This window comes from Streptomyces bambusae (assembly GCF_019400985.1).
GTDB classification, from domain to species: Bacteria; Actinomycetota; Actinomycetes; order Streptomycetales; family Streptomycetaceae; genus Streptomyces; species Streptomyces bambusae_A.
Genome location: NZ_WTFF01000141.1, coordinates 1 through 18,944, shown reverse-complemented (window position 1 = coordinate 18,944; position 18,944 = coordinate 1). Strand labels below are relative to the sequence as shown.

The window sequence follows — 18,944 nt, the reverse complement described above, 5'->3', positions numbered from 1 at the left end:
GGCCGAGGCGCTGCGGGCGGCCGTCGCCGGGCCCGCGGCCGGGCCCGCGGAGCGCTTCCTGGTGGAGGTGCCCGAGCCCCCGCTCCAGCTGAAGGCCGCCGACGCGCGGGCGTCGTTCGACGGCCGCGAGGTGAGCCTGCGCTGGTCGCGGACCGGGGCCTCCAGCACCAAGTGGAAGACCGGGGACCGGCATTACCCGCTGTCCGACCTGCGGGGCGTCGAGTGGCACTCGCCCGAGGCGCCCGGCGGCCACCTGCGGCTCCGGCTGCGCGGGACGGCCCCGGACGCCGTGCCTCCGCCGCCGGACCAGGACCCGGCGGCCGTCCTGTTCGCCCTCGGGCACGGCGCGGTGCACGAGTCGCTGCCGTTCGCGGCGGCCGTGCTGTACGCGCTGCGCACGCGCACGCCCGTGGCCGCGGTGGCCGAGCCCTCGGACCGGATGCGGCACCTGGGCGAACTGCACGGCGCGGGCCTGCTGACGGACGCCGAGTACGCCGCCCTGCGCGACCGCTTCGCCACGGAGGCGTGAGCACCGGGCCGGACCACCCGCCGGCCGGCCACCCGCCGGCGCCGGGCCTGCCAGGGCTCAGACCTCGCGGGACGCCGACGTGAAGGTCATGTCCGGGTAGCGGTCGCCCGCGACCCGGTCCGCGATCGGCTCCAGCGCGGCCAGTTCGGCCTCGGTGAGGGTGATGCCGGCCGCCGCCACGTTCTCCGCGAGCCGGCCGGGCCGGCGGGTGCCCGGGATCGGCACCACGGTCAGCCCGTGCGCCTCCGCCCGCTGGTGGACCCAGGCCAGGGCGATCTGGGCGGGCGTCGCGCCGCGCGCCACGGCGATCTCCTTGACCGGGGCCAGCAGCGCCGCGTTGGTGCGGGCGTTGTCCCCGGTGAACCGCGGCTGGTGACGCCGGAAGTCATTCTCCGTCAGGTCTGCCGCGGCGTCCGCGAACGCGCCGGTCAGGAAGCCCCGGCCGAGCGGCGAGTACGGCACGAACGCCACCCCGAGCTCCGCGGCCGCGCCGACCGCGCTGCGCTCGACGTCCCGGCTGAACAGCGACCACTCCGACTGCAGCGCCGCGATCGGGTGGACGGCGTGCGCCTCGCGCAGCTCCGCGCCCGTCACCTCGCTCAGTCCCAGGTGGCGGACCTTGCCCTCCGCCACCAGCTCGGCCATCGCCCCGACCGACTCGGCCAGCGGCACCGCCGGGTCGCGCCGGTGCATGTAGTAGAGGTCGATCACGTCGACGCCGAGCCGGCGCAGGCTGTCCTCCACGGACCGGCGCACGTACGCCCGGTCGTTGCGGACGCCCCGGTAGTGCGGGTCGTCGTTGCGCTCGATGGCGAACTTCGTGGCGAGGGTGATCTCCTCCCGGTGCGCGGCCACGAACGGGGCCAGGAACTCCTCGTTGCGGCCGCGCCCGTAGACGTCCGCGGTGTCGAAGAGGGTGACGCCCGCCGCCAGCGCCGCGTCCAGGGTGTCGCGTGCCGCGGCCTCGTCCGTGTCGCCGTAGAACTCGCTCATGCCCATGCAGCCGAGTCCCTGTATGCCGACCAGCGGCCCGCCCGTGCCCAGTTCCGCCTGTGCGATCTTCACGTCGTCCATCAGGGTCGTGCCTTCCCGCCGTAGAAACCGATCTTGTAGTCGAGGACCTGGAGCGCGTCCGCCAGCTCCGCGAGACGTGCCTTGACGTCCTCGCGCGTGCGCTCCAGCAGCTCCCGACGTTCGTCGAAGGTGTGGTCGCCCTCGCGGAGCAGTTCCGCGTAGCGGACCATGTCCGCCACCGACATCCCGGTGGCGCGCAGCTTGCCCACGAAGGACAGCCAGTCGAGGTCCTTGTCGCTGAACCGGCGCTGCCCGGAGTGCGACCGGTCCACGTGGGGCATCAGGCCGATCCGCTCGTACCAGCGCAGGGTGTGCTGGGACAGGCCGGTCCGGGCCTCGACCTCGCTGATCGTGTACCGGGTCTCCGCCAGGCGCGTCTCCGTCAGGCTCATGACGACCACGCTAGAACCCTTGAGTGCACTCCAAGCAAGTAGGCTCGGCCGCATGGAGAGCCTGGGACGCATGGAAAGCCTGTCGGTCGTCGAGAGCTGGCCGGTACCGACCGCCGCGGCCGCCGTCGTACGCGCGGACGGCACGGTCGCCGGTGCCCACGGGCCGGTGGGGCACCGCTTCCCGCTGGCCTCGGTCACCAAGCCGCTGGCCGCGTACGCCGCGCTCGTCGCGTACGAGGAGGGGGCGATCGAGCTCGACGAGCCGGCCGGGCCGGAGGGGTCCACGGTGCGCCACCTGCTCGCGCACACCAGCGGCCTCGCCTTCGACGAGCACCGGCAGATGGCCCCGCCCGGGCAGCGCCGGCTGTACTCCAACGCCGGTTTCGAGGTGCTCGGCGACCACATCGCCAAGGCCACCGGCATCCCGTTCGCCGAGTACCTGCACCAGGCCGTCTTCGAGCCGCTGGGCATGACCGCGACGACCCTGGAGGGCTCGCCCGCCAAGGACGGCGTCTCCACCGTCACCGACCTGGTGCGGTTCGCCGCCGAGCTCCAGGCGCCTCGGCTGCTCGACATCCGCACGGTCGCCGAGGCCACCTCGGTCGTCCACCCGGGCCTGAAGGGGGTGCTGCCCGGCTACGGCCACCAGTCGCCCAACGACTGGGGGCTGGGCCTGGAGATCCGCGACGGCAAGTCCCCGCACTGGACGGGAGCCGCGTCCTCCCCGCGCACCTTCGGCCACTTCGGGCAGTCCGGCACGTTCCTGTGGGTGGACCCCGACGCCCGCGCCGCCTGCGTGGCGCTGACCGACCGGGCCTTCGGCCCGTGGGCGGTCGAGGCCTGGCCCGCGTTCACCGACGCGGTCCTCGCCGAACTCGCCGCCCGCCCCCAGGTCTGATCAGACGTCCTCGGCCAGCTCCCACAGCAGCAGTTCGCCCGGGGAGCCGGCGACGATCTCCAGGCCGTCCTCGCCGGTGATCCGCGCCGCGTCCCCGGGCCCGAGCTCCACCCCGTCCAGCCGCAGGTCACCGCGCACCACGTGCAGGTAGACCCGCGGCGCGGCCGGTACGGCGATCCGTTCGCCGGAGCCCGGGCGGAGCACGTGGAGGACGGCGCCGGCGGCCGGGACGGCGTAGGCGGTGCCGTCCACGAGCTGCGGCACCCGCTCGTACGAGGGCTCGCCGCCCGGCTCGCGCGGGACCAGCCACATCTGGACGAAGCGCAGCGGCTCGGCGCCGTCGTTGCGCTCCACGTGGCGCGCGCCGGCACCGGAGCTGAACCGCTGGAGGTCGCCGGCCCGCACCACGGTGGCGGTGCCGGTGGTGTCCTTGTGCGTCAGCTCGCCCTCCACCACCCAGGTGACGATCTCGGTGTTGCTGTGCCGGTGCTCCTCGAACCCGGCGCCCGGGGCGAGGCGCTCCTCGTTGCAGGCCACCAGGGGGCCGAAGCGCAGGTTGTCGGGGTCGTAGAAGCTGCCGAAGGAGAAGGCGTGCCGGGTGCTGATCCCGGCGCTCTCGTCCCCGCCCGGATACCGGTCGGCGGCACGGCGTACATCAATCATGAAGGCCACCGTAGACCCCGGGGCTCGGAGGAGGCGTCCGGATAAGGCAGTCTTGTCCCGTGCCCGAACCCGAACGTGAGCTTCCCCCCGCGCATGCCGTGCATCCGGCCCATCCGCATGCGGCGACCCTGCGCCGGCTGGAGAAATCGTCCGGCCGACTCGCCGCGAACGCGATCGCCCGGATGGACGAGACCCTGCCGTGGTACCGGGCGATGCCCCCGGAGAACCGGTCCTGGATCGGCCTCGTCGCCCAGGCCGGTATCGCCGCGTTCACCGAATGGTTCCGGCACCCCGAGACCCCGCAGGCGATCTCCACCGACGTCTTCGGCACGGCCCCGCGCGAGCTGACCCGGGCCATCACCCTGCGCCAGACCGTGGAGATGGTCCGTACGACCATCGAGGTCATGGAGACGGCCATCGAGGAGGTGGCGGCCCCCGGCGACGAGTCGATCCTGCGGGAGGCGCTGCTCGTCTACGCCCGGGAGATCGCCTTCGCCACCGCCCAGGTGTACGCCCAGGCCGCGGAGGCCCGGGGCGCGTGGGACGCCCGGCTGGAGTCGCTGGTCGTCAACGCGGTGCTGTCCGGCGAGGCCGACGAGGGCGCGCTGTCGCGGGCCGCGGCGCTGGGCTGGAACTCGCCGGAGCACGTGTGCGTGGTGCTCGGCACCGCCCCCGAGGGGGACAGCGAGCTGACGGTCGAGGCGATCCGGCGGGCCGCCCGGCACGCCAAGCTCCAGGTGCTGACCGGGGTGCTCGGCGACCGGCTCGTGGTGATCGCGGGCGGCAGCGACAATCCGCTCCAGGTCGCGAAGTCCCTGATCGGGCCGTTCGCGGCGGGCCCGGTGGTGGCCGGTCCGGTGGTGCCGGACCTGATGGCGGCGACCCGTTCCGCGCAGGCCGCCGCGGCCGGCCTGAAAGCGTGCTCGGCCTGGCAGGACGCCCCGCGGCCGGTCCTCGCGGACGATCTGCTGCCGGAGCGCGCCATCGCCTCCGACCCTTCGGCCCGCGAGCAGTTGGTGGAGGAGATCTACAGACCGCTCGAAGAAGCCGGGTCGGCGCTGCTGGAGACGCTGAGTGTCTACCTGGAGCAGGCGAGCAGCCTCGAAGGCGCAGCTCGCATGCTGTTCGTGCATCCGAACACCGTGCGGTACCGGCTCCGACGTGTGACCGACGTCACCGGATGGTCGCCGTCCGATGTCCGCTCGGCGTTCACCCTGCGGATCGCCCTGATTCTGGGGCGTCTGGCCGACGGCGATCAGCAGTCCTAGACTTTTGTCGGACATCAACAATTACCCCGACGGTTCTTCGTCCCTGTCCCCACGGGCGGCGTGGACCGAACACAAGAGAGAGTGTGAGGGTGCTCGTACTCGTCGCTCCCGGCCAAGGCGCCCAGACGCCCGGCTTCCTGACCCCCTGGCTCGATCTCCCCGGCGCCGCCGAACGCGTCGCCGCGTGGTCGGACGCCATCGAGCTCGACCTCGCCCACTACGGCACGAAGGCCGACGCGGACGAGATCCGCGACACCGCGGTGGCCCAGCCGCTGCTGGTGGCCGCGGGCCTGCTGTCGGCCTCCGCGCTGGGCACCGGTTTCGGTGCCGTGGCCGGGCACAGCGTCGGTGAGATCACCGCCGCCGCGTACGCCGGCGTGCTGTCCGAGGCCGAGGCGCTGTCCTTCGTCCGCACCCGCGGGCGTGCCATGGCCGAGGCGGCCGCCGTCACCGAGACCGGCATGTCCGCGGTGCTCGGCGGGGACCGCGACGTCGTCGTCGCGCACCTGGAGAAACTGGGCCTGACCCCCGCCAACATCAACGGCGCGGGCCAGATCGTGGCCGCGGGCACCATGGAGCAGCTGGCCGCGCTGGAGGCCGAGAAGCCCGAGGGCTCGATGAAGGTGGTGTCCCTCAAGGTCGCGGGCGCCTTCCACACGCACCACATGGCACCGGCCGTCGCCACGCTGGAGGCCGCCGCGCAGGCGCTCTCCCCCGCCGACCCGACGCCGGTCTACGTGTCGAACAAGGACGGCCGGGCCGTCACCTCGGGTGCCGACGTCGTCGCCCGCCTGGTCGGCCAGGTCGCCAACCCGGTCCGCTGGGACCTGTGCATGGAGACCTTCGCCGAGCTCGGTGTCACCGGGATCGTCGAGCTGTGCCCCGGCGGCACGCTCACCGGACTTGCCAAGCGGGCCCTGAAGGGGGTTCCGTCGGTGGCACTGAAGACCCCGGACGATCTCGAGAAGGCCGCGGCGCTCCTCGCCGAGCACGCAGGCTGAGAGAAGGAGCCCACACAGCATGTCGAAGATCAAGCCTGCCAAGGGCTCCCCGTACGCGCGCATCCTCGGCGTCGGCGGCTACCGCCCGACCCGCGTCGTACCCAACGAGGTGATCCTGGAGACGATCGACTCGTCCGACGAGTGGATCCGCTCCCGGTCCGGCATCGCCACCCGTCACTGGGCCTCCCCGGAGGAGACCGTGGCCGCGATGTCGGTGGAGGCCTCCGGCAAGGCGCTGGCCGCCGCCGGGATCTCCCCCGAGCAGATCGGTGCCGTGATCGTCTCGACGGTCTCGCACTTCAAGCAGACCCCTGCCGTCGCGACCGAGATCGCCGACCGGATCGGCGCGGTCAAGCCGGCCGCGTTCGACATCTCGGCCGGCTGCGCGGGCTTCGGCTACGGCCTGACGCTGGCCAAGGGCATGATCGTCGAGGGCTCGGCGGAGTACGTCCTCGTCATCGGCGTCGAGCGGCTCTCGGACCTGACCGACCTGGAGGACCGCGCGACGGCCTTCCTGTTCGGCGACGGCGCCGGCGCCGCGGTCGTCGGCCCCTCGGCCGAGCCGGCCATCGGCCCCACCGTGTGGGGGTCCGAGGGCGACAAGGCCGAGACCATCAAGCAGACCGTGCCGTGGGACCAGTACCTCGGCAAGGAGGCCGGCGAGAAGTTCCCCGCCATCACGCAGGAGGGCCAGGCGGTCTTCCGCTGGGCCGTCTTCGAGATGGCCAAGGTGGCCCAGCAGGCGCTGGACGCCGCCGGGATCACCGCGGCCGACCTGGACGTCTTCATCCCGCACCAGGCCAACATGCGGATCATCGACTCGATGGTGAAGACTCTGAAGCTGCCGGAGCACGTCACGGTCGCCCGCGACGTGGAAACCACCGGCAACACCTCGGCCGCCTCGATCCCGCTCGCCATGGAGCGGCTCCTGGCGACCGGAGCGGCGAAGAGCGGCGACACCGCGCTCGTCATCGGCTTCGGGGCGGGACTCGTCTACGCCGCGACGGTCGTTACCCTCCCCTAGGGCCCGGGATCCACATCCCTTCCCTGCACCACCCTGCACCACCCTGATCCACCAGTTAGCTACAGAAGGAGCGCCGACATGGCCGCCACCCAGGACGAGATCATCGAGGGTCTCGCGGAGATCGTGAACGAGATCGCCGGCATCCCGGCCGAGGACGTCGAGGAGGGCAAGTCGTTCACCGACGACCTGGACGTCGACTCGCTGTCCATGGTCGAGGTCGTCGTCGCCGCCGAGGAGCGCTTCGACGTCAAGATCCCCGACGAGGACGTCAAGAACCTCAAGACGGTCGGCGACGCCGCGGCCTACATCCTCAAGCACCAGGCCTGAGACTGACGAGCGTTTGTCGCCACCCGGCGGTGGCGCCGTGAAAATTTCGCACCCTCGAATCGTGGAGAAAGAATTCCTGTGAGCCCGACCAATCGCACCGTGGTCGTCACCGGTATCGGCGCAACCACTCCGCTGGGTGGCGACAGCGCTTCGACCTGGGAAGGTCTGCTCGCCGGTCGTTCCGGAGTCAAGCCCCTGGAGGGCGAGCGCTTCGCCGAACTGCCGGTCCGTATCGCCGCCCTGGCCGCCGTGGACCCCGGTGAGGTCCTGCCCCGGCCGCTGGCCCGCAAGCTGGACCGCTCGGCGCAGTTCGCGCTGATCGCCGCCCGCGAGGCCTGGGCCGACGCCGGCTACACGGCCCCGGCCGGTGAGGACTCCACCATCGCGCCCGAGCGCCTGGGCACCGTGATCGCCTCCGGCATCGGCGGTGTCACCACCCTGCTCGACCAGTACGACGTCCTCAAGGACAAGGGTGTGCGCCGGGTCTCCCCGCACACCGTCCCCATGCTCATGCCGAACGGCCCGTCGGCCAACGTCGGCCTGGAGGTGAACGCCCAGGCGGGCGTGCACACCCCGGTCAGCGCGTGCGCCTCGGGCGCCGAGGCCATCGGCTACGCCGTGGAGATGATCCGCACCGGCCGCGCCGACGTCGTCGTCGCCGGCGGCACGGAGGCGGCGATCCACCCGCTGCCGATCGCCGCGTTCGCCAACATGATGGCGATGTCCAAGAACAACGACGAGCCCGAGAAGGCCTCCCGCCCGTACGACAAGGCCCGTGACGGCTTCGTGCTCGGCGAGGGCGCCGGTGTCGTGGTCCTGGAGTCCGCGGAGCACGCCGCCGCGCGCGGCGCCCGGGTCTACTGCGAGGTGCTGGGCCAGGGCCTGTCGGCCGACTCCCACCACATCGCGCAGCCCGAGCCGACCGGCCGCGGTGTCGCGGCCGCCGTGCAGAACCTGCTGGACAACACCGGTCTGAAGCCGGCCGAGGTGGTCCACCTCAACGCGCACGCGACGTCGACCCCGCAGGGTGACACCGCGGAGCTGAAGGCGCTGCGCAAGGTCCTGGGCGACGACCTGGACCACGTGGCGATCTCCGCGACCAAGTCGATGACCGGTCACCTGCTGGGCGGCGCCGGCGGTGTCGAGACCGTCGCGACCGTGCTGGCGCTCTACCACCGGACGGCTCCGCCGACCATCAACGTGGACGAGCTGGACGACGACATCGACGCCGACATCGTCGTCGGCGGGCCGCGCGCGCTGCCCGCCGAGGGCACGATCGCCGCGATCAACAACTCGTTCGGCTTCGGCGGCCACAACGTCACCCTGGCGTTCCGCAGTATCTGAGCCCCTCTGAGCCCAGCTGACGCAAGAGGCCCACCCGGATCCGCCGGGTGGGCCTCTTGCGTGGGTGGGGCGTTAGACCACCTGGTGGAGCCAGCGGACCGGGGCGCCCTCGCCCGCGTAGCGGAAGGGCTCCAGCTCGTCGTCCCAGGGCTTGCCCAGCAGCCGGGCGATCTCGGCCTCCAGGTCGGTCTCGCCGCGGGCCGAGCGGGCCAGCGCCGCCCGCAGCCGGTCCTCGGGGACCAGGATGTCGCCGTGCATGCCGGTGACGGCGTGGAAGATGCCCAGGTCCGGGGTGGAGCTGTAGCGCTCGCCCTCGGCCGTGGCACAGGGTTCGGCGGTGACCTCGAAGCGCAGCAGGTGCCAGCCGCGCAGCGCCGAGGCCAGCTTGGAGGCGGTGCCCGCCTCGGCCTGCCAGGAGAATTCGGCTCTCCAGGTGCCCGGGGAGGCGGGCTGCCTGATCCAGTCGAGGTTCACCCGCACCCCGAGCACGCCCGCGACCGCCCACTCGACATGCGGGCAGAGCGCGCGCGGTGCGGAGTGCACGTACAGAACTCCACGTGTCGTCACCGGGACCTCCAGTATGGGACGAGGTCGGGAATGAAACTCCTGAAAACGGACACTATGTGACGTGACGTAATTTACCGGAAAAGATCTGACAATGCGCCACGAGGCCTGCGGCCGAAACGCCACGGGGAAAAGCTACCGTGCGCCGGGGGTCCTGGTGTGACGTACGGTCGCTCCGAGGCCCGTAATCACGGAGCATTCACTCAGCAGGACGCCCCCGGTGGACGGCGGGCGACGAGGGAGGGAACCGGCCGATGCGCACCACCGCTCCGCGCCGTCGTGCGCGCCGCGCCCTCGCGGGCGTGAGCGCGGCGGCAGTTGTGCTGGTCGGAGGCGCGACGGGATGTTCCGGCGGCGGATCGGGGGCCGGCGGGGAGGACGGCGGGCAGGCCGCCGCACGCCCCGCTCCCCGCTGGAACACCTCCCCGGGCTCCATCGCCGCTGTGGGTGACTCCATCACCCGTGGTTTCGATGCCTGTTCGGTTCTCGCGGACTGCCCCGAGGCGTCCTGGGCCACCGGCACCGATCCCGAGGTGCGCTCCCTGGCCAGCCGGCTGCTCGGTGAGGCGCAGGCGGCGGGCGGCGGCAGCAGCTGGAACTACGCCGTGACCGGCTCCCGGATGGCGGACCTGCCGGCGCAGCTGGCGTCGGCGGCGCAGCACCGGCCGGACCTGGTCACGGTGATGGTCGGCTCGAACGACGCCTGCCGGCCCACCGCTTCGGCGATGACCCCGGTCGAGGACTTCCGCACCGGCTTCGAGCAGGCGCTCGCGGGCCTGCGCGCGGCCTCGCCGAAGTCGCAGGTGTACGTCTCCAGCGTGCCGGACCTCCAGCGGCTGTGGGAGCAGGGCAAGGAGAGCCCGGTCGGCCGGCAGATCTGGAAGCTGGGTATCTGTCAGTCCATGCTGGCGGAGCCCGATTCGGTGGCGCCCGGGGCGGCGGCCCGGCGCGGGCAGGTACGGGAGCGGGTGGTCGCGTACAACGAGGCGCTGCGCGAGGTCTGCGCGAAGGACGCGCTGTGCCGCTACGACGGCGGGGCGGTGTTCCAGTACCCGTTCACGGCCCAGCAGTTGAGCCGGTGGGACTGGTTCCACCCGGGCAAGGACGGACAGGCGCGCCTCGCGGAGCTGGCACACCGCCAGGTGACCTCGCCCGCACCGCCGGCGTAGCGGCGGGCGGGTCGGCGACGGGCGGAGCGGGGACGGGGCCTCAGATGCCGTCCCCGGTCCGGTTCAGGGGTGATTTTCGGCCACTCAGCGGTCGTCCGAGGTCTTCTCGGAGGCTCCTCAGAGGTGCAGGGTCGCCGTCAGCCGCGTATCGGCGTACGAGCGGCTCGCGCGGACCTCGTAGGCGCCGCCGATCCGCCGCCAGCCGCCGCCGTCCTCGTCCCAGACCTCGAAGGCCCGGGCCGGCAGGGCGATCTCGGCCTCGACGCTCTCGCCGGGGCCCGCCTCCACCGCGGCGAAGCCGGCCAGCCAGGCGGCGGGGCGCGAGGCGGTGTCCGCGACCGGCGCCAGGTACACCTGGACGACCTCGCGGCCGCGCCGCGTCCCGGTGTTGCGCACCCGGACCCGTACGGCGCCCTCGCCGGCCTCCAGGTACTCGTACGCCCAATCGGTGTACCCGAGGCCGTGGCCGAAGGGGAAGGCCGGCGTGACGCCGTGCTTCTCGTAGGCCCGGTAGCCGATGAAGAGGCCCTCGCGGTACTCCAGTCGCCCGTCGGCGGGGACCACCTCGGTGACCGGCGCGTCGGCGAGCACGGCGGGCCAGGTCGTGGGCAGCCGCCCGCCGGGCTCCGCGGCCCCGAGGAGTACGTCGGCCAGCGCCGCCCCGCCCTCCTGGCCCGGGAACCAGCTCAGCAGGACCGCGGCGACCTCCTCCCGCCAGGGCAGCTCGACCGGCGCGCCGGCGTTGACCACGACGACGGTGTTCGGGTTGGCGGCTGCCACCGCCCGCACCAGGTCGTCCTGCCGGCCCGGCAGGGCCAGGTCCGTGCGGTCGAAGCCCTCGGACTCGACCCGCTCCGTGGTGGCCACGACCACCACGGCCACCTCGGCGGCCCGGGCTGCGGCCACGGCCTCGGCGATCAGCTCGTCCGGGTCCCGCCGCGGGGGCAGGTGCAGCAGTGAGAACGCCACCGCCTCGATCGGCCGGCCCGTCATGTCGGGTACCTGGAGGGTCAGCGAGACCTCGACCGGCCGGCCCGCGGCCAGGGCGACCCGCCCGCGCTCGCTGGGGGCGCCGAAGAAGGCCTCGAAGGGATCGTCCTCCCCGCCCATCTCCTGGACGCCCTCCCAGACGACCTGACCGTCGACGGCGAGGGTGAAGGCACCCAGCCCCCGGGTGCCGAAGGCGTGTTCGCCGTCCTCGCGCGGGGTGAAGGTGCCCGTGACCTCGACGCTCGCCAGCGCGGCGTACGTGACGCCGGCCGGCAGGTCGTCCCCGATCCACTGGACCTGGCCGGACGGCAGGCTGCCGGTGCCGATGACGGCGCCGGAGGCGTCGCGGCACACGGCCCGCAGCTCGAACCCCTGTCCGGCGGGCGCGAGTTCCCCGCTGGGCTCGGCGCCCACGGCGTACGTCAGGGAGCCCGGCGGCAGGGCGGCGGCGAGGCCGTCGAGCGGCGCGACGACCCGCTCGGGGAAGACCGTGGCGGAGCCGCCGCCGAGGATGCGGGCGTCCCGGGCGGCCGCGCCGATCAGGGCGAGGGTCCGGCCCGGCGAGGCGTCCAGCGGGAGGGCGCCGCCGGCGTTGCGCGCGAGGACGAAGCCGCGGGTGGCGAGCTCGCGGGCCAGGGCCTGTCCGTCGAGCTCGTCCGGCGGCTCGGCGACCACGGGCGGGGCCCCCTCCAGCAGGCCGACGCGGGCGGCGAGGCGGAGCACGTTGCGTACGGCCCCGTCGACGGCCGACTCGGCGACGTGCCCGGCGCGCACGGCCTCGGCGAGCGCGGGGCCGTAGACGGTCTGCGGGCCCGGCATGGCGATGTCCAGGCCGCCCTCGACGGCGCCGGTGGTGGACCGGGCGGCCGTCCAGTCGGAGACGTTGCAGCCGTCGAAGCCCCACTCACCGCGCAGCACCTCCTCCACCAGGTGGCGGTGCTCGGTCATGGTGGTGCCGTTGACCTGGTTGTACGCGGTCATGATGCCCCAGGGGCGGGCGTTCGCGACGACGGCCTCGAAGGGCGCCAGGTACAGCTCGCGCAGCGGGCGCGGGGCGATGGCGCTGTCCACGGTGAAGCGCTCGGTCTCGGCGTCGTTGCCCACGAAGTGCTTGACCGTGGTGCCCACTCCGCCGTCCTGGACGCCTTGGACGTAGCCGGTGCCGATCACGCCGGTGAGGTAGGGATCCTCCGAGTAGCACTCGAAGTGCCGGCCTCCCAGCGGCGAGCGGTGCAGGTTGACGGTCGGGGCGAGCAGCAGGTGCACGCCCTTGCGCCGTGCCTCCTGGGCCAGCAGCCGGCCCGCGCGGCGGGCGAGGGCCGGGTCCCAGGAGGCGGCGAGCGCGGTCGGCGAGGGGAGTGCGACGGACGGGTCGTCGGCGCTCCAGCGCACCCCGCGGACCCCGATCGGGCCGTCCGACATCACCAGGGAGCCGAGTCCGATCGCGGGGACGGCGGGCAGGGACCACATGCCCCGGCCGGCCAGCAGCCGGGCCTTGGTGTCGAGGTCCAGCTTGCCGAGCGCGGCCTCGACCGCGTCGGTGCGGGCCTGCTCCTGTGCCTGCTCCTGTGCCTGTTCACGTGCCTGCTCGCGTGCCTGCTCGGGGGTGAGGGCGTCGTCGGCTGCCACGGCCGTGCCTCCTGGTTCCGGTGCGGGTGGGTGCGGGGTGGGTGCGGTGGCCCCCATCGTGGACCCGGTACCTGTAGAACAGTAGGACTTGTTATCTCTTCGTGATGCACCCTCTTCGTGGGGCGGCGGCATGGCGTACGGTCCTGCTGGCGGGGGCACGGGGCGAACGGAAGGGGCCGGCGGGGCGATGGCCAGGGCGAGGAGCGAGGCGCGGCGGGCGGAGATCCTCCAGGCCGCGGTCGAGGTGATCGCCGAGCGCGGGTACCGGGGCGCCTCCCTGGGCGCGGTCGCCGAGCGGGTCGGCCTCACCCAGCAGGGCCTGCTGCACTACTTCCCCACCAAGGAGGCGCTGCTCGTCGCGGTACTGGAGGAGCGCGACCGGTGGGACACCGGCGGCGGCTCGCACACGTCGGCCGGGCCGTGGCGGCTGGACCTGCTGGCCTCGCTGGTGGACTACAACGCGATGCGGCCGGGGATCGTGCAGACCTTCTCGGCGCTGCTGGGCGAGAGCGTGACGGAGGGTCATCCGGCCCGGGAGTTCTTCACCGAGCGCTACGAGCAGGTCCGCGCGGAGATGGCGGCCGTGCTGCGCGCGGAGTTCGGCGACCGCCTGCCCTCGGGCCTCACCCCGGAGGCGGCGGCCCCGCTGCTGACGGCGGTGATGGACGGCCTGCAGTACCAGTGGCTGCTCGCCCCGGAGACCGTGGACATGCCGGCGGCCTTCCGCGCCTTCCTGACCCTGCTGCACGGCGGCCAGGCGTAAGGCCCGTCGTGCTGCGGTCCTACCGCCACCCCGGGGACAGCAGGGGCGGCGGGTGTGTCGGTCGCGGGCCCCGCCGCCGGGGTGGGGCACGGTGGGCGGCGTACGCGGCTGTCGGCGTACGCGGCGTACGACGGCCCCCGTGAGCACACGTGAGAGGTGCGCATGACGACCGACGACGCCACGCCCCGGCCCCGCCGCCGTACGCTCCTGCTGGCCGCCGGTACGGCCGGGTTCGGCGCGCTGGCCGCGGCCTGCTCCGCCCCGGCCGAGGACGTCGGGGCAGCCCGGCAGCAGGCGGCCGCCGCCGCGTCGGCCGCGCCGTCCGCCTCGGCGTCGGCGTCGGCCTCGGGTGCCGTGAGCCCGGGCTGTGTCCTGACCCCCGAGGCCGGCACCGGCCCGTACTACGTGGACCTGGACAAGGCCCGCTCGGACATCGTCGAGGACCGGGAGGGGGTGGCGCTGCTGCTGGACCTGACCGTCGTCCGGGTCTCGGCGGGCTGCCGGCCGCTCGGCGGCGTCCCCGTGGACGTCTGGCAGGCCGACGCCTCGGGCGAGTACTCGCTCGGCGGCGCCACGTACCTGCGCGGCACGCAGGTCACGGACCGGGCGGGCAAGGTCACCTTCCGGACCATCGTGCCCGGGTGGTACGCGGGGCTCGCCCCGCACATCCACTTCAAGGTCCGCCCCGACACCCGGAGCGAGACCGCGTCCCAGCTCTACTTCCCGGAGAAGCTGCTGCGGGAGATCTACGCCGGCGAGCCCTACTCCGGGCGGACCGCCCCCGAGCGGCCCAACGGCCGCGACAGCCGCTACCGCGACTTCGGCCCGGCGATGACCCTGAACCCCGCCCCGGACGGCGACTCCGGCTACCGCGCGTCGTACGTCATCGGCATCACCTGATCATCGGCATCACCTGATCCGGGCCGCTCCCCCACCCCCGCCGTCGTGGCCTTCCGGGCGCTGCCCCGGTCGGTAGCCGAAGGCCTGGCATCCTGACGCCATGAAGATCGCCGCAGCACAGATGACCTGTGTCCCCGCCGACATACCCGCCAACGTCGCCCGGGCCGCGTCCCTCGCCGAGCGGGCCCGGCAGGAGGGGGCGGAGCTGGTGGTGTTCCCCGAGCTCGCCCTCACCGGGTACGAGCTCGACACCCTGGCCGGCGATCCGGGGCTGTGGACGGACGCGGACGACCCGCGGCTGGACCCGATCCGGTCGAGCGGGATCGCCACCGTCGTGAACGTCGCCCTGCGCACCGCCGGCCCCCGGCCCCTGATCGCCTCGCTGGTCTTCGACGCGGCCGGCGCGCCGCTGACGGCGTACGCCAAGCAGCACCTCTACGGGCAGGAGGCCGACCACTTCGGGGCAGGCGGCGAGGACGGCCGGTTCGAACTCGGGGGCCTGCGCTTCTGCCTGGCCGTCTGCTACGACAACCACTTCCCCGACCTGGCCGGGCGCGGCGCCGCCGACGGCTGCCGGGTGCACCTGGCCAGCTCCTTGCACGGCACCGGTGGCGGGATGCGGGAGCGGGCCACGACCTACCCCGGCATCGCCCGCGACCACGGCATGTACGTCGTCCTCGCCAACCACGTGGGCCCGGCGGGCCCCTGGACCGGCTGCGGCGGCGCCGCGGTGTGGGCGCCGGGCGGCGCCCTGCTGGCCGAGGCGGACGACCGCACCCCGTCGGTGGCGGTCGCGGACGTCGCCCCGGCGGGTCGGTAAGGGGCTCCCTACTGCCGGTACGGGTCCTGGTAGGAGGACGGGGGCGGGCCGAAGACCGGCGCCGGGGGCGGCGTGGTCCCGCCGGAGGCGTACGGGTTCGCCGGGTGCTGCGGGGCGGCGGGGGCCTGGCCGGGGGCCGGGTACGCGGTCGGGGCGGGGTACGCGGCCGGGTCCGAGCCGGGGTCGGTGTCGGTGTCGGATTCGGTGTCGGCCCCGGTCAGCTCGCGGACCATCAGGGTGGCGCCCGCGACCGCGCCCGGCATCAGGAAGACGGCCACCAGCGGCACCAGGAAGGCAAGCACCAGCGGGACGCCGAAGCCCAGCGCCATCGCGCGGTGCGAGCGCTGCAGCGCGAGCCGCTGCGGCAGCTCCATCCGGCGGCGCTGGAGGGCGACCCCGGTGAGCTCCAGGGTGAGGAAGTAGCCGGAGACGCAGAAGCCGATCACGGGGACCACGGTCTGGCCGACCACCGGGACGAACCCGAGGGCGAAGAGCAGGATGCCGTAGACCAGCACGCGACCCAGCAGTCGCAGGCTGTCCCGGGCGGAGATCCACAGCTCCTTGGCGAGGGAGAGCCCGGACTCGGGCACCTCACCGCCCTCGCTGCGGTCGACCTCCTCCGAGAGGGACTCGTAGAAGGGCTCGCCGATCAGCAGCGTCACGGCGGTGAAGCTGATCACCGCGAGGAACAGGCCGAGGCCGAACACCAGCGCGGTCAGGAAGCCGCGGAACAGCCCCTGCCACGGCGACGTCCAGTCGTCGGCGAACGGGGTGGTCCAGGCCACCAGGTCGTCCGCGCCGTAGCCGAGCCCGATCAGCGCGCCGGCGTAGAGCACCAGTGACACCAGTCCCGGCAGCAGGCCGAAACCGAACCAGCGGCCGCGCCGCATCACCCATCGCTGTCCGGCCAGCAGATGGCCGAATCCCCGCCCAAGATCTCCCATGGCGCACAGCTTAGAGGGGCGGTACGACGCAGGCCGCACCCCTGGTCCGGGGTGCGGCCTGCGTCAGGTGCGAGCCGGTCAGACGGCGAGCTCGACCGTGATGTTGCCGGCGGTGGCCTTGGAGTACGGGCAGACCTGGTGGGCCTTCTCGATGAGCTCCTTGGCCTTGGCGGCGTCCACGTTCGGGATCACGGCGGAGATCTTGACGATCAGGCCGAAGCCCTCGTCGTTCTTGCCGATGCCGACCTCGGCGGTGACCGTGGAGCCGGAGATGTCGGCGTTCTCGTTGCGGGCGACGACACCGAGGGCGCCCTGGAAGCAGGCGCTGTAGCCGGCGGCGAACAGCTGCTCCGGGTTGGTGCCGGCACCGTTGCCGCCGAGCGCCTTGGGCGGGTTCACGACGACGTCGAGCCGGCCGTCGTCGGTGGCGACGCGGCCGTCACGGCCGTTCTCGGCGGTGGCCACGGCGGTGTAGAGCACGTCGGACTGCTGGATGGACATGGAAAGGATTCCTCCTGGTAGTCGCCCCGACTCGCGCCCACGGTCGTGACGGTGTGGGGAGAGCCTAGCCGGTGAAGGAAACGATCATCTTTCCGGTGTTGTCGCCGCGCAGCAGGCCGAGGAAGGCCTCGGTGGCGTTCTCGACGCCCTCGACCACCGTCTCGTCGTAGTGCAGCTCGCCCGAGCGGAGCCAGCCGGCCACGTCGGAGACGAAGCGGTCCTGGATGCCGTAGTGGTCGGCGACGAGGATGCCCTGGAGCCGGAGCCGCTTGCCGATGACTGCGACGAGGTTGCGCGGGCCGGGGGCCGGCTCGGTGTCGTTGTACTGGGCGATGGCCCCGCACAGGGTGGCGCGGCCGTGGACGTTGAGGGCGCCGATGGCGGCTTCGAGGTGGTCCCCGCCGACGTTGTCGAAGTAGACGTCGATGCCGTCGGGGGCGGCCTCCTTCAGCTGCTCGGCGACCGGCGCGGCCTTGTAGTTGAAGGCGGCGTCGAAGCCGTACTTCCCGGTCAGGAGCGTGGTCTTCTCGTCGGAGCCGGCCGAGCCGATGACCCGGGAGGCGCCCTTGATCTTCGCGAACTGGCCGACGAGGCTGCCGACCGCGCCGGCGGCACCGGAGACGAAGACGGCGTCGCCCTCCTTGAAGGAGGCGGTCTCGAAGAGGCCGGCGTACGCGGTCAGGCCCGGCATGCCGAGCACGCCCAGGTAGGCGGAGAGCGGCGCGATCGAGCCGTCGACCTTGGTGGCGTGGACCGCGTCCACATCGGCGTACTCGCGCCAGCCCAGCCCGTGCAGCACGTGGTCGCCGACGGCGAAGCCCTCGGCCGCGGAGGCGACGACCTCGCCGACCGCGCCGCCGTCCATCGGGTGGTCCAGCTTGAAGGGCGGGACGTAGGACTTCACGTCGTTCATCCGGCCGCGCATGTACGGGTCCACGGACATGTGGAGGTTGCGTACGAGGATCCGGCCGGGGGCGGGGGCGGTGACCGGCACCTCGCGCAGGGCGAAGTCCTCGGCGACGGGCCAGCCCTGGGGACGGCGGACCAGGTGCCACTCGCGGCTGACGGCGGGGATAACGGACATGGCGATGCTCCGGGGAGAGGGAAGAATTACTTCAGGAACTGAAACAACCATGCAGCTGGATATTTCATGTTGTCAAGCATGTGGGTACGCTGGATCCATGCCCAGTCGTCGCACCGACCCCCTGACCCTTGAGGTCGTCGAACTCATCGGCGACGTCGTGGCCCGCTACCACCAGGAGTACGAGCAGGCCGCCGCGAGCCACCAGCTCACCGGCGCCCAGGCCCGCGTCCTGGGCCTGCTGGCCGCGGAACCGACACCGATGCGCCGCATCGCACAGAAGCTGAAGTGCGAGCCGTCCAACATCACCGGCATCGTGGACCGGCTGGAAGGCCGCGGCCTGGTCGAGCGCAGGCCGGACCCGGCCGACCGCCGGGTGAAGCTGGCCGCCGCCACGGAGGAGGGACTGACGACCGCCGACCGGCTGCGCGAGTCGCTGGACTTCGCGCGGGAGCCGCTGGCGGGGCTGTCCGACGTCGAGCGGACGGTGCTGCGGGACCTGCTGCGGCGGATGCTGGGCTGAGCCCACCGAGCCGAGGCCTCGCGAACGGCCCTGCACGCCCGGCCCTGCGGGCCGGTGCCCTCAGGGGCCGATCAGCACACCCCGAAGAGCGTGCCGAAGAACCCGCACGGCTTCGGCGGCGCGGGGCTGGAGCTCGGCCTCGGCGACGTGGGCGCCGGATTCCCGGGCTGCGGGGCACCCGACCCCGAGGGGCCCGACGTCGGCGCACCGGACCCCGACGGCCCGGGATCGCCCGGCGTACCGCTCTGCGACGGGCTCGCGGTCGCGGCCGGCGCCGACGCGCCCGGCGAGCGGGTCGCGTCGACCCCCTTCACCGGGGTGCCCGTGGGCCTGCCCGAGGCCTTCGGCGCCTGGCCGAGCGTGGGCTTCGCCGTCGTGACGCCCGCCGGGGCGGTGGGCTGCGCCGCGTCCGGCACGGAGTCGTCGGTGAGGACCACGTTGGACGCCCGGTCGGTGGCCGCCGGACCGTCGGCGGTCAGCCGGGCCACGGCGAACGAGCCCAGGGCCGCGACCAGCAGCCCGAGCCCCGCGGTCATGGCC

General features: G+C 73.4%; 20 protein-coding genes and 1 pseudogene. 13 read left to right on the top strand and 8 right to left on the bottom strand.

Annotated features, from left to right (window positions below; translation table 11 throughout):
* Nucleotides 1-529: DUF4429 domain-containing protein (locus GPJ59_RS20080; protein WP_219668600.1), on the top strand; the 529-nt coding region annotated here is incomplete at its 5' end.
* Nucleotides 530-586: 57 nt separating this feature from the next.
* Here the strand turns inward: GPJ59_RS20080 and GPJ59_RS20075 are convergent.
* Nucleotides 587-1,603: an aldo/keto reductase gene (locus tag GPJ59_RS20075; protein WP_219668599.1), complete on the bottom strand. Its 1,017-nt coding sequence runs from the start codon at nucleotides 1,601-1,603 to the stop codon at nucleotides 587-589.
* Complete coding sequence (locus GPJ59_RS20070; RefSeq protein ID WP_258024649.1) at nucleotides 1,603-1,995, bottom strand: MerR family transcriptional regulator; 393 nt, start codon at nucleotides 1,993-1,995, stop codon at nucleotides 1,603-1,605. The genes GPJ59_RS20075 and GPJ59_RS20070 overlap by 1 nt, the downstream gene beginning before the upstream one ends.
* A gap of 70 nt (nucleotides 1,996-2,065) precedes the next feature.
* Between GPJ59_RS20070 and GPJ59_RS20065 the strand changes: the two genes are divergently transcribed.
* Nucleotides 2,066-2,893 (top strand): serine hydrolase domain-containing protein, encoded by an 828-nt coding sequence (locus tag GPJ59_RS20065; RefSeq protein ID WP_219668602.1) that lies wholly within the window; start codon nucleotides 2,066-2,068, stop codon nucleotides 2,891-2,893.
* Here the strand turns inward: GPJ59_RS20065 and GPJ59_RS20060 are convergent, their stop codons facing one another.
* Nucleotides 2,894-3,556, bottom strand: a complete 663-nt coding sequence (locus GPJ59_RS20060) for a pirin family protein (RefSeq protein ID WP_219668598.1) — start codon at nucleotides 3,554-3,556, stop codon at nucleotides 2,894-2,896.
* Nucleotides 3,557-3,615: 59 nt separating this feature from the next.
* On the opposite strand from GPJ59_RS20060, the gene GPJ59_RS20055 reads away from it, so the two are divergent.
* The 5 genes from GPJ59_RS20055 (at nucleotide 3,616) to fabF (ending at nucleotide 8,520) form a co-directional block, all read left to right on the top strand.
* On the top strand, nucleotides 3,616-4,824 hold the full coding sequence (locus GPJ59_RS20055) for a PucR family transcriptional regulator (protein ID WP_219668597.1): 1,209 nt from the start codon (nucleotides 3,616-3,618) through the stop codon (nucleotides 4,822-4,824).
* 89 nt (nucleotides 4,825-4,913) lie between these two features.
* The gene (locus GPJ59_RS20050) at nucleotides 4,914-5,825 is read left to right on the top strand and encodes an ACP S-malonyltransferase (RefSeq protein WP_219668596.1); all 912 of its coding nucleotides are present in this window, start codon (nucleotides 4,914-4,916) and stop codon (nucleotides 5,823-5,825) included.
* Nucleotides 5,826-5,844: 19 nt separating this feature from the next.
* The gene (locus tag GPJ59_RS20045) at nucleotides 5,845-6,849 is read left to right on the top strand and encodes a ketoacyl-ACP synthase III (RefSeq protein ID WP_219668595.1); all 1,005 of its coding nucleotides are present in this window, start codon (nucleotides 5,845-5,847) and stop codon (nucleotides 6,847-6,849) included.
* 78 nt (nucleotides 6,850-6,927) lie between these two features.
* The gene (locus tag GPJ59_RS20040) at nucleotides 6,928-7,176 is read left to right on the top strand and encodes an acyl carrier protein (protein ID WP_219668594.1); all 249 of its coding nucleotides are present in this window, start codon (nucleotides 6,928-6,930) and stop codon (nucleotides 7,174-7,176) included.
* Between the two features lie 78 nt (nucleotides 7,177-7,254).
* The gene (gene fabF / locus GPJ59_RS20035; RefSeq protein ID WP_219668593.1) at nucleotides 7,255-8,520 is read left to right on the top strand and encodes a beta-ketoacyl-ACP synthase II; all 1,266 of its coding nucleotides are present in this window, start codon (nucleotides 7,255-7,257) and stop codon (nucleotides 8,518-8,520) included.
* Nucleotides 8,521-8,592: 72 nt separating this feature from the next.
* On the opposite strand, the gene GPJ59_RS20030 is transcribed toward fabF, so the two are convergent.
* Nucleotides 8,593-9,087 carry a DUF3145 domain-containing protein gene (locus tag GPJ59_RS20030; protein WP_219668592.1) on the bottom strand — a complete coding sequence of 165 codons (495 nt, stop codon included), beginning with the start codon at nucleotides 9,085-9,087 and terminating at the stop codon, nucleotides 8,593-8,595.
* A 251-nt stretch (nucleotides 9,088-9,338) separates the two neighbouring features.
* On the opposite strand from GPJ59_RS20030, the gene GPJ59_RS20025 reads away from it, so the two are divergent.
* Entirely contained in the window at nucleotides 9,339-10,253 is a 915-nt protein-coding gene (locus GPJ59_RS20025; protein WP_219668591.1) for an SGNH/GDSL hydrolase family protein, read from the top strand.
* Nucleotides 10,254-10,370: 117 nt separating this feature from the next.
* On the opposite strand, the gene GPJ59_RS20020 is transcribed toward GPJ59_RS20025, so the two are convergent.
* Nucleotides 10,371-12,929 (bottom strand): glycoside hydrolase family 3 protein, encoded by a 2,559-nt coding sequence (locus GPJ59_RS20020; protein WP_219668590.1) that lies wholly within the window; start codon nucleotides 12,927-12,929, stop codon nucleotides 10,371-10,373.
* Between the two features lie 130 nt (nucleotides 12,930-13,059).
* Between GPJ59_RS20020 and GPJ59_RS20015 the strand changes: the two genes are divergently transcribed.
* The 3 genes from GPJ59_RS20015 (at nucleotide 13,060) to GPJ59_RS20005 (ending at nucleotide 15,355) form a co-directional block, all read left to right on the top strand.
* Nucleotides 13,060-13,635, top strand: coding sequence for a TetR/AcrR family transcriptional regulator (locus tag GPJ59_RS20015; protein WP_219668589.1), 576 nt, complete (start codon nucleotides 13,060-13,062; stop codon nucleotides 13,633-13,635).
* A gap of 162 nt (nucleotides 13,636-13,797) precedes the next feature.
* Nucleotides 13,798-14,535: a dioxygenase family protein gene (locus GPJ59_RS20010; protein WP_219668588.1), complete on the top strand. Its 738-nt coding sequence runs from the start codon at nucleotides 13,798-13,800 to the stop codon at nucleotides 14,533-14,535.
* A gap of 100 nt (nucleotides 14,536-14,635) precedes the next feature.
* On the top strand, nucleotides 14,636-15,355 hold the full coding sequence (locus GPJ59_RS20005; RefSeq protein ID WP_219668587.1) for a carbon-nitrogen hydrolase family protein: 720 nt from the start codon (nucleotides 14,636-14,638) through the stop codon (nucleotides 15,353-15,355).
* Between the two features lie 8 nt (nucleotides 15,356-15,363).
* Here the strand turns inward: GPJ59_RS20005 and GPJ59_RS20000 are convergent, their stop codons facing one another.
* From GPJ59_RS20000 to GPJ59_RS19990, 3 genes are all read right to left on the bottom strand, one after another.
* Nucleotides 15,364-16,299 (bottom strand): EI24 domain-containing protein, encoded by a 936-nt coding sequence (locus GPJ59_RS20000; RefSeq protein WP_219668586.1) that lies wholly within the window; start codon nucleotides 16,297-16,299, stop codon nucleotides 15,364-15,366.
* Between the two features lie 78 nt (nucleotides 16,300-16,377).
* Nucleotides 16,378-16,800, bottom strand: coding sequence for an organic hydroperoxide resistance protein (locus GPJ59_RS19995; RefSeq protein WP_219668585.1), 423 nt, complete (start codon nucleotides 16,798-16,800; stop codon nucleotides 16,378-16,380).
* Between the two features lie 64 nt (nucleotides 16,801-16,864).
* The gene (locus GPJ59_RS19990) at nucleotides 16,865-17,884 is read right to left on the bottom strand and encodes an NADP-dependent oxidoreductase (protein ID WP_219668584.1); all 1,020 of its coding nucleotides are present in this window, start codon (nucleotides 17,882-17,884) and stop codon (nucleotides 16,865-16,867) included.
* A 97-nt stretch (nucleotides 17,885-17,981) separates the two neighbouring features.
* On the opposite strand from GPJ59_RS19990, the gene GPJ59_RS19985 reads away from it, so the two are divergent.
* Together GPJ59_RS19985 and GPJ59_RS19980 are read left to right on the top strand one after the other, a co-directional pair.
* A complete protein-coding gene (locus GPJ59_RS19985; protein WP_219668583.1) occupies nucleotides 17,982-18,404 on the top strand; it encodes a MarR family winged helix-turn-helix transcriptional regulator in 423 nt (140 codons plus the stop codon).
* Between the two features lie 90 nt (nucleotides 18,405-18,494).
* A pseudogene (locus GPJ59_RS19980) lies at nucleotides 18,495-18,944 on the top strand (hypothetical protein); the annotation flags it as partial.